The following is a 10,553-nucleotide window of genomic DNA, read 5'->3' as shown; positions in this document are numbered from 1 at the left end:
TTTTTTTATGTCTAAAACGTCAAAATAAAAAGCAAACACAAAGAAAAATGGCTTGGCGAAGTGAAAACGTTTGAATCTGACGAAACGAGAAAAGAACGCAACGAGTTTAGTAGAGCTAAATGAGTAAGTGAGAGCCGAAGGAGAGGAAAGAAGCAAGCGATTGTCACAAGTCAAGAAAGGTTCTTAGCGAGGATGGTAGCCAACTTACGTTCCGCTAGAGTAGAACGTTGCCAGGCAAAAAATGGATGCGATGAGCCGCATTGAGACCGCAAGGTCTCTTTTTTTTATGTCTAAAACGTCAAAATAAAAAGCAAACACAAAGAAAAATGGCTTGGCGAAGTGAAAACGTTTGAATCTGACGAAACGAGAAAAGAACGCAACGAGTTTAGTAGAGCTAAATGAGTAAGTGAGAGCCGAAGGAGAGGAAAGAAGCAAGCGATTGTCACAAGTCAAGAAAGGTTCTTAGCGAGGATGGTAGCCAACTTACGTTCCGCTAGAGTAGAACGTTGCCAGGCAAAAATGGATGCGATGAGCCGCATTGAGACCGTGAGGTCTCTTTTTTTATGTCTAAAACGTCAAAATAAAAGTTAACACAAAGAAAATGGCTTGACGAAGTGAAAACGTTTGAATCTGACGAAACGAGAAAAGAGCGCAACGAGTTTAGTAGAGCTAAATGAGTAAGCGAGAGCCGAAGAAGAGGAAAGAAGCAAGCGATTGTCACAAGTCAAGAAAGGTTCTTAGCGAGGATGGTAGCCAACTTACGTTCCGCTAGAGTAGAACGTTGCCAGGCAAAAATGGATGCGATGAGCCGCATTGAGACCGTGAGGTCTCTTTTTTTTATGTCTAAAACGTCAAAATAAAAAGCAAACACAAAGAAAAATGGCTTGGCGAAGTGAAAACGTTTGAATCTGACGAAACGAGAAAAGAACGCAACGAGTTTAGTAGAGCTAAATGAGTAAGTGAGAGCCGAAGGAGAGGAAAGAAGCAAGCGATTGTCACAAGTCAAGAAAGGTTCTTAGCGAGGATGGTAGCCAACTTACGTTCCGCTAGAGTAGAACTGGAAATGATAATTTAATAATGTACACTTTCGATTGTCTAAGTATGTACAACTTTAATTTTGTGTTTATATAAATTTAAAATGATATCATCGAAAACAAAATATTGTATAAATAGAGAAGAGCAGTAAGACGGTATCTAATTGAAAATAATCTTACTGCTCTTTTATATACTTTATTGAAATACAAAAAGGAAATTAATTATTATACAATAGACAAGCTATTGCATAAGTAACACTAACTTTTATCAAAGAAGTGTTACTTTATAATTAATGATTTTATTAGAGCGTCTACATGCGGTTTTAAAGCATCATCGTCTATACCGCCAAAGCCTAATATAAATTTAGGGGTTTTCTTATAGTCTTGATCATCATCAAAATTATAAACTTGTAATTTTAACTTTACTTTGTTTGCTCTATCAAGACACTCTTGTAATGTTAATCCATTTTTTACTGTAATTGTAAAATGCATACCCGTTTCAGCACCTTGAATATCAAGCTGCTCTTTGTAAGGTTTCAATCTTTTTAAAATATAGGTTAGTTTTCTACGATAAATTCGTCTCATTTTATTTAAATGCCTTTCAAAACCACCGGAAGATATAAACGTTGCAATAAGGTTTTGCATATGAACAGGTACAGTGTTGCCTTCAATGTGATTTTGAGAATGATATTTTTTCATTATAGAATAGGGTAACACCATATATGCAACTCGACAGCTAGGAAAAATAGACTTTGAAAATGTACTGATATAAATCACTTTTTCTCCTCTTGAATATAGACCTTGAATTGCTGGAATGGGTTTGCCGAAATATCTAAACTCGGAATCATAATCATCTTCTATAATAAATCGTTCTTCTTTTTCTTGAGCCCATTGTATTAATTGAGTTCGCTTTTTTAAGTCCATCACATATCCAGTTGGAAATTGATGGGAAGGCGTTATATATACTATATTTTTTTGTGATTTAATAACTTCATCTACGTTTATTCCATTATCTTCAACTTCAATTTGTTCATATTCAACTTGTTTTTTATCTAAAATATTTTTGATTGGTGGATAACTAGGTTTTTCGATAATAAATGTTGAAGTATAAAGTAAATCGACTAATTGATTTACTAATTGTTCGGTAGATGAGCCAATTATAATTTGATTAGGATCACAAATTACACCACGATTAGTAAATAAATAAAATGCCAGTTGAAATCTTAAATGTAATTCTCCTTGAAAATGTCCTCTACGTAATTGATTTAAATGATTTGTATCATAAAGATCTTTGGAATACTTTCTGAAAAGTTCTATCGGGAAATGTTTCGTATCTATTTCATCCAAATTAAAAGCATAATCATAAGCTTCATCACTCGCTTTTGGTTTATATGAATCATCATCAAAAAGAGAGGGGATAGGTTGATTGTTTAAAATTGTTAAAGATTCAATTTCGGACACAAAATATCCAGAGCGAGGTCTTGAATAAATGTAACCTTCGTCTAATAGAAGTTGATATGCATGCTCTACGGTTGTTTGGCTGATAGATAAATGTTTGCTTAATTGTCTTTTAGAATAAAATTTATCGCCTTCTTTAAATTGACCTTCAATTATTTGTTTTTTTAATTTTTCATAAAGTTGATGGTATAAAGTGTTTTTCAATTTTATAACTGACCTCCTAAATTTATCTTATTTTGTACCTTTTTAAATATCAGTTTATACATTACAATGTATTTAATCAACTTGAAAAGGGGTTTTATGTATAATGAGTAAAATTATTGGATCAGACAGAGTCAAAAGAGGTATGGCTGAAATGCAAAAAGGCGGCGTTATTATGGATGTCGTTAATGCTGAGCAAGCAAGAATTGCAGAAGAAGCTGGCGCGGTAGCAGTTATGGCATTAGAACGAGTACCTTCTGATATTAGAGCTGCTGGTGGCGTTGCACGTATGGCAAACCCTAAAATTGTAGAAGAAGTAATGAATGCTGTTTCTATTCCAGTCATGGCTAAAGCACGTATTGGTCATATCACTGAAGCAAGAGTATTAGAGGCGATGGGTGTTGACTATATTGATGAATCAGAAGTGTTAACACCAGCAGATGAGGAATATCACTTAAGAAAAGACCAATTTACAGTACCATTTGTATGTGGATGTCGTAATTTAGGTGAAGCTGCGCGTAGAATTGGTGAAGGTGCTGCTATGTTACGTACTAAAGGTGAACCAGGTACAGGTAATATTGTTGAAGCTGTAAGACATATGAGACAAGTTAATTCAGAAGTTAGTCGTTTGACTGTAATGAATGATGATGAGATTATGACTTTTGCGAAAGATATCGGTGCGCCTTATGAAATTTTAAAACAAATTAAAGACAATGGTCGTTTACCGGTAGTTAACTTTGCAGCTGGTGGCGTTGCGACTCCTCAAGATGCTGCTTTAATGATGGAATTAGGTGCCGACGGTGTATTCGTTGGATCAGGTATTTTTAAATCAGAAGATCCAGAAAAATTTGCTAAAGCAATTGTTCAAGCAACAACACATTACCAAGACTATGAACTAATTGGAAGATTAGCAAGTGAACTTGGCACTGCTATGAAAGGTTTAGATATCAATCAATTATCATTAGAAGAACGTATGCAAGAGCGTGGTTGGTAAGATATGAAAATAGGTGTATTAGCATTACAAGGTGCAGTACGTGAACATATTAGACATATTGAATTAAGTGGTCATGAAGGTATTGCAGTTAAAAAAGTTGAACAATTAGAAGAAATCGAGGGCTTAATATTACCTGGTGGCGAGTCTACAACGTTACGTCGATTAATGAATTTATATGGATTTAAAGAGGCTTTACAAAATTCAACTTTACCTATGTTTGGTACATGCGCAGGATTAATAGTTCTAGCGCAAGATATAGTTGGTGAAGAAGGATACCTTAACAAGTTGAATATTACTGTACAACGAAACTCATTCGGTAGACAAGTTGACAGCTTTGAAACAGAATTAGATATTAAAGGTATCGCTACAGATATTGAAGGTGTGTTTATAAGAGCGCCACATATTGAAAAAGTAGGCCAAGGCGTAGATATCCTATGTAAGGTTAATGAGAAAATTGTAGCCGTCCAGCAAGGTAAATATTTAGGCGTATCATTCCATCCTGAATTAACAGATGACTATAGAGTAACTGATTACTTTATTAATCATATTGTAAAAAAAGCATAGCTTAATGTATGCTAAAACAACGAATTATTGATATTTATAGATTTGTTGAGAAGACAATATCTCCTTCAAACTTAGCTTTGGAGGAGTTGTTTTTTATTTCAAAATAAAAAATGATAAAAAATAAAGATATACATAAGAAAAAACCCCTTCAAAGAGACTGAGAATAGTCAAAATTTTGAAGGGGTTAATTCGATGTTGATGTATTTGTTAAATAAAGAATCCAGCGATTGCAGCTGAAATGAAAGATACTAGTGTTGCACCGAATAATAATTTCAAACCAAAGCGGGCAACTGTATCTCCTTTTTTGTCATTAAGTGATTTAATCGCACCTGAAATAATACCGATAGAGCTAAAGTTAGCAAATGATACTAAGAATACAGATGTAACACCTTTTGCGTGTTCAGATAAATCACTAAGTTTACCAAGTGCTTGCATTGCTACAAATTCGTTAGATAATAGTTTTGTCGCCATAACTGAACCGGCTTGAACTGCATCTTGCCATGGCACACCGACTAAGAATGCAAATGGTGCAAAGACAAAACCAATTAATGTTTGGAAATCCCAAGAAATAGCGCCACCTGAAACTGTACTAAAGATATTGCTTACAATTCCATTTAATAGAGCGATAATGGCAATGTATCCGATTAACATTGCGCCTACAATGACAGCTACTTTAAATCCATCTAAAATATATTCTCCTAGCATTTCGAAGAATGATTGTTGTCTTTCTTCAGTTTCTTCAACTAATAATTTGTCATCTTCTTCATTAACTTTATAAGGGTTAATAATTGAAGCGATGATGAAACCACCAAATAAGTTTAAGACAACAGCCGTTACAACATATTTAGGTTCAATTAAGGTAAAGTATGCACCGATAATTGAAGCAGAAACAGTCGACATTGCTGAAGCTGTTAATGTGTATAAACGTTGCTTAGGTATGTATGGTAATTGTTTTTTAATTGAAATAAATACTTCAGATTGTCCCAAAATTGCTGCAGCAACTGCATTGTATGATTCTAAACGTCCCATACCATTAATTTTAGAAATTAAGAATCCTAAAACATTAATGATTAAAGGTAAAATCTTTGTGTATTGAAGGATACCGATAATCGCTGAAATAAATACGATAGGTAATAATACACTGAAGAAGAATGGTGGTTGCTTAGGATCGATATATTGAATACCACCGAATACAAAGTTAACACCATCTGCTGCTTTTAATAATAAGTAGTTAAAACCGTTTGAAATACCACCAATAACCTTGATTCCCATTGTAGTTTTAAGCAAGATAAATGCAAAGATAAGCTGAATTGCAAGTAAAATTCCTACATATTTCCAGCGAATATTTTTCCTGTCTGAGCTAAATAGAAACGCAAGTGCTAAAAAGAAGATAATTCCGATAATCCCAATTAGAATATGCATATATTTCTCATTCCTTTAGTTTTTTCTACAATCTATCATACAATAAAATGGAAGGGCTAACATCATAAATTTTTGAAAATATAAAAACAAATTAATTGAAAAAGGTCAAAATAGGTCATATAATATAGTCAAAGAAGGTCAAAAAGGGGTGATATACATGCACAATATGTCTGACATCATAGAACAATACATCAAACGTTTATTTGAAGAGTCGAATGAAGATGTCGTTGAAATTCAGAGAGCGAATATCGCACAGCGTTTTGATTGCGTACCATCACAATTAAATTATGTAATCAAAACACGATTCACTAATGAACATGGTTATGAAATCGAAAGTAAACGTGGTGGTGGTGGTTACATCCGAATCACTAAAATTGAAAATAAAGATGCAACAGGTTATATTAATCATTTGCTTCAGCTGATTGGACCTTCTATTTCTCAACAACAAGCTTATTATATTATTGATGGGCTTTTAGATAAAATGTTAATAAATGAACGTGAAGCTAAAATGATTCAAGCAGTTATTGATAGAGAAACGCTATCAATGGATATGGTTTCTAGAGATATTATTAGAGCAAATATTTTAAAACGTTTGTTACCAGTTATAAATTATTACTAAATGAAATGAGGTGTTGAAGTGCTTTGTGAAAATTGTCAACTTAATGAAGCGGAATTAAAAGTTAAAGTTACAAGTAAAAATAAAACAGAAGAAAAAATGGTGTGTCAAACTTGTGCTGAGGGGCACCATCCGTGGAATCAAGCTAATGAACAGCCTGAATATCAAGAACATCAAGATAATTTCGAAGAAGCATTTGTTGTTAAGCAAATTTTACAACATTTAGCTACGAAACATGGCATTAATTTTCAAGAAGTAGCGTTTAAAGAAGAAAAACGTTGCCCATCATGTCATATGACTTTGAAAGATATTGCACATGTTGGTAAATTTGGGTGTGCTAATTGTTATGCAACATTTAAAGATGACATCATTGATATCGTCCGCAGAGTTCAAGGTGGACAATTTGAGCACGTTGGAAAGACACCACATTCTTCACATAAAAAGATAGCTTTAAAGCGAAAAATCGAAGAAAAGAATGAATATTTGAAAAAACTTATTGAAATCCAAGATTTTGAGGAAGCAGCCATTGTTAGAGATGAAATTAAAGCACTAAAAGCTGAGAGTGAGGTGCAACATGATGACGCATAATATTCATGATAATATCAGCCAATGGATGAAAAGTAATGAAGAAACACCAATTGTTATGTCTTCTAGAATTCGGTTAGCGCGTAATTTAGAAAATCATGTGCATCCACTAATGTATGCTACTGAAAATGATGGATTTAGAGTTATAAATGAGGTACAAGATGCCTTGCCAAATTTTGAATTAATGCGTCTTGATCAAATGGATCAACAAAGTAAAATGAAAATGGTTGCAAAGCATTTGATTAGTCCTGAACTAATAAAACAACCAGCAGCCGCAGTATTAGTGAATGATGATGAATCTTTAAGTGTCATGATAAATGAAGAGGACCATATTCGTATTCAAGCTATGGGAACTGACACGACATTACAGGCTTTATATAATCAAGCTTCATCAATTGATGATGAATTAGATCGAAGCCTTGATATAAGTTATGATGAACAACTTGGTTATTTAACTACATGTCCTACCAATATAGGTACTGGTATGAGAGCAAGCGTGATGCTACATTTACCAGGTCTATCTATTATGAAAAGAATGACACGGATTGCTCAAACCATTAATCGTTTTGGATATACAATCAGAGGTATTTACGGTGAAGGTTCGCAAGTTTATGGACATACTTATCAAGTATCCAACCAACTTACACTTGGTAAATCTGAGTTAGAAATCATAGAAACATTAACAGAAGTTGTTAATCAAATCATTCATGAAGAAAAACAAATACGACAAAAGTTAGACACTTATAATCAATTAGAAACACAAGACCGTGTTTTTCGCTCGCTAGGTATTTTACAAAACTGTAGAATGATAACTATGGAAGAGGCTTCTTATAGATTAAGCGAAGTTAAACTTGGTATAGATTTAAATTACATTGAATTACAAAACTTTAAATTTAATGAATTGATGGTAGCTATACAGTCACCATTTTTATTAGATGAAGAAGATGACAAATCTGTAAAAGAAAAACGAGCAGATATACTAAGAGAACATATAAAGTAGGAGGTCATTATTTATGTTATTTGGTAGATTAACTGAGCGTGCACAGCGCGTATTAGCACATGCACAAGAAGAAGCAATTCGTTTAAATCATTCAAATATAGGAACAGAACACCTATTATTGGGATTAATGAAAGAACCTGAAGGAATTGCTGCAAAAGTATTAGAAAGTTTTAATATCACTGAAGATAAAGTAATTGAAGAAGTTGAAAAATTAATCGGACATGGTCAAGATCATGTTGGTACATTGCATTATACACCTAGAGCTAAAAAAGTTATTGAATTATCGATGGATGAAGCTAGAAAATTACATCACAATTTTGTTGGAACGGAACATATTTTATTAGGCTTGATTCGTGAAAATGAAGGTGTTGCAGCAAGAGTTTTTGCAAATCTAGATTTAAATATTACTAAAGCACGTGCACAAGTTGTGAAAGCTTTAGGAAACCCTGAAATGAGTAATAAAAATGCACAAGCTAGTAAGTCAAATAATACTCCAACTTTAGATAGTTTAGCTCGTGACTTAACAGTCATTGCCAAAGACGGTACATTAGATCCTGTTATAGGACGTGATAAAGAAATTACACGTGTAATTGAAGTATTAAGTAGACGTACGAAAAACAATCCTGTACTTATTGGAGAGCCAGGTGTTGGTAAAACTGCTATTGCTGAAGGTTTAGCGCAAGCCATAGTGAATAATGAGGTACCAGAGACATTAAAAGATAAGCGTGTTATGTCTTTAGATATGGGAACAGTAGTTGCAGGTACTAAATATCGTGGTGAATTTGAAGAGCGTCTGAAAAAGGTTATGGAAGAAATCCAACAAGCAGGTAATGTCATCCTATTTATTGATGAGTTGCATACTTTAGTTGGTGCTGGTGGTGCTGAAGGTGCTATCGATGCTTCGAATATTTTGAAACCGGCATTAGCACGTGGTGAATTACAATGTATTGGTGCTACTACATTAGATGAATATCGCAAAAATATTGAAAAAGACGCGGCTTTAGAACGTCGTTTCCAACCTGTACAAGTTGATGAACCTTCAGTAGTAGATACAGTTGCTATTTTAAAAGGATTAAGAGATCGTTACGAAGCACACCATCGTATTAATATTTCAGACGAAGCTATTGAAGCAGCTGTTAAATTAAGTAACAGATACGTTTCAGATCGTTTCTTACCAGATAAAGCAATTGATTTAATTGATGAAGCAAGTTCTAAAGTAAGACTTAAGAGTCATACGACACCTAATAATTTAAAAGAAATTGAACAAGAAATTGAAAAAGTTAAAAATGAAAAAGATGCTGCAGTACATGCTCAAGAGTTTGAAAATGCTGCTAACCTGCGTGATAAACAAACAAAACTTGAAAAGCAATATGAAGAAGCTAAAAATGAATGGAAGAATGCACAAAATGGCATGTCAACTTCATTGTCAGAAGAAGATATTGCTGAAGTTATTGCAGGATGGACAGGTATCCCATTAACTAAAATCAATGAAACAGAATCTGAAAAACTTCTAAGTCTAGAAGATACATTACATGAGAGAGTTATTGGGCAAAAAGATGCTGTTAATTCAATCAGTAAAGCGGTTAGACGTGCCCGTGCAGGGTTAAAAGATCCTAAACGACCAATTGGTAGCTTTATCTTCCTTGGACCAACTGGTGTTGGTAAAACTGAATTAGCTAGAGCTTTAGCTGAATCAATGTTTGGCGATGATGATGCGATGATCCGTGTAGACATGAGTGAATTTATGGAAAAACACGCAGTGAGCCGATTAGTTGGTGCTCCTCCAGGATATGTTGGTCATGATGATGGTGGACAATTAACTGAAAAAGTTAGACGTAAACCATATTCTGTAATTTTATTTGATGAAATTGAAAAAGCTCATCCAGATGTATTTAATATTCTATTACAAGTTTTAGATGATGGACATTTGACAGATACAAAAGGACGTACAGTTGATTTCAGAAATACAATTATCATAATGACATCAAACGTTGGGGCACAAGAATTACAAGATCAACGATTTGCTGGATTCGGTGGTTCAAGTGATGGACAAGATTATGAAACAATTCGAAAAACGATGTTAAAAGAATTAAAAAATTCATTCCGTCCAGAATTTTTAAACCGTGTAGATGATATCATTGTATTCCATAAACTAACAAAAGAAGAATTAAAAGAAATTGTAACAATGATGGTTAATAAATTAACAAATCGATTATCTGAACAAAACATAAATATTATTGTTACTGATAAAGCGAAAGACAAAATCGCAGAAGAAGGATATGATCCAGAATATGGTGCAAGACCATTAATTAGAGCGATACAAAAAACTATCGAAGATAATTTAAGTGAATTAATATTAGATGGTAATCAAATTGAAGGTAAGAAAGTTACAGTAGATCATGATGGTAAAGAGTTTAAATATGACATTGCTGAACAAACTTCAGAAACTAAAACACCATCGCAAGCATAATTATAAAACAGTCCAAAACAAATTAAAGTTTTGGGCTGTTTTTTTAGTAGCATTGAACTATAGAAATTCGTGAAAGTATCCATCAACGAAACAATCTATAAAACAATCATCAAAGGATAGTTAAGAATTATATGTAACAAGTTAATGAGCCTACAGCGATAGCATAAAGGTATGAATTTTTATAAAGGTTTTTTGTTTGAAGATACTAG

8 protein-coding genes are annotated in these 10,553 nt (G+C 33.5%); 6 read left to right on the top strand and 2 right to left on the bottom strand.

All coding sequences use genetic code 11. The features are described from left to right. Positions 1-1,313 precede the first annotated feature (1,313 nt). Complete coding sequence (gene pdxR / locus IDG64_RS08810; RefSeq protein WP_000799248.1) at positions 1,314-2,696, bottom strand: MocR-like pyridoxine biosynthesis transcription factor PdxR; 1,383 nt, start codon at positions 2,694-2,696, stop codon at positions 1,314-1,316. A gap of 103 nt (positions 2,697-2,799) precedes the next feature. Between pdxR and pdxS the strand changes: the two genes are divergently transcribed. Both pdxS and pdxT read left to right on the top strand, forming a co-directional pair. Beyond that, positions 2,800-3,687 carry a pyridoxal 5'-phosphate synthase lyase subunit PdxS gene (gene pdxS / locus IDG64_RS08805; protein ID WP_000034728.1) on the top strand — a complete coding sequence of 296 codons (888 nt, stop codon included), beginning with the start codon at positions 2,800-2,802 and terminating at the stop codon, positions 3,685-3,687. Positions 3,688-3,690: 3 nt separating this feature from the next. Continuing rightward, positions 3,691-4,251, top strand: a complete 561-nt coding sequence (pdxT, locus tag IDG64_RS08800) for a pyridoxal 5'-phosphate synthase glutaminase subunit PdxT (protein WP_000690439.1) — start codon at positions 3,691-3,693, stop codon at positions 4,249-4,251. A 207-nt stretch (positions 4,252-4,458) separates the two neighbouring features. Here pdxT and IDG64_RS08795 read toward each other — a convergent pair whose 3' ends face one another. Next, on the bottom strand, positions 4,459-5,673 hold the full coding sequence (locus IDG64_RS08795; RefSeq protein ID WP_000547794.1) for a NupC/NupG family nucleoside CNT transporter: 1,215 nt from the start codon (positions 5,671-5,673) through the stop codon (positions 4,459-4,461). Between the two features lie 157 nt (positions 5,674-5,830). On the opposite strand from IDG64_RS08795, the gene IDG64_RS08790 reads away from it, so the two are divergent. The 4 genes from IDG64_RS08790 to IDG64_RS08775 are packed head-to-tail and all read left to right on the top strand — an operon-like array spanning position 5,831 to position 10,344. After that, positions 5,831-6,292, top strand: a complete 462-nt coding sequence (locus IDG64_RS08790; protein WP_000551762.1) for a CtsR family transcriptional regulator — start codon at positions 5,831-5,833, stop codon at positions 6,290-6,292. 18 nt (positions 6,293-6,310) lie between these two features. Continuing rightward, a complete protein-coding gene (locus IDG64_RS08785; protein WP_000882069.1) occupies positions 6,311-6,877 on the top strand; it encodes a UvrB/UvrC motif-containing protein in 567 nt (188 codons plus the stop codon). Beyond that, positions 6,867-7,874: a protein arginine kinase gene (locus IDG64_RS08780; protein WP_000149503.1), complete on the top strand. Its 1,008-nt coding sequence runs from the start codon at positions 6,867-6,869 to the stop codon at positions 7,872-7,874. Before IDG64_RS08785 ends, IDG64_RS08780 begins: the two co-directional genes overlap by 11 nt. 13 nt (positions 7,875-7,887) lie before the next feature. After that, positions 7,888-10,344 (top strand): ATP-dependent Clp protease ATP-binding subunit, encoded by a 2,457-nt coding sequence (locus tag IDG64_RS08775; RefSeq protein ID WP_000897132.1) that lies wholly within the window; start codon positions 7,888-7,890, stop codon positions 10,342-10,344. Positions 10,345-10,553 lie beyond the last annotated feature (209 nt).

This window comes from Staphylococcus sp. EG-SA-15, from assembly GCF_017151895.1.
Lineage (GTDB): Bacteria > Bacillota > Bacilli > Staphylococcales > Staphylococcaceae > Staphylococcus > Staphylococcus aureus.
This window is presented reverse-complemented; position numbering and strand designations above follow the sequence as displayed.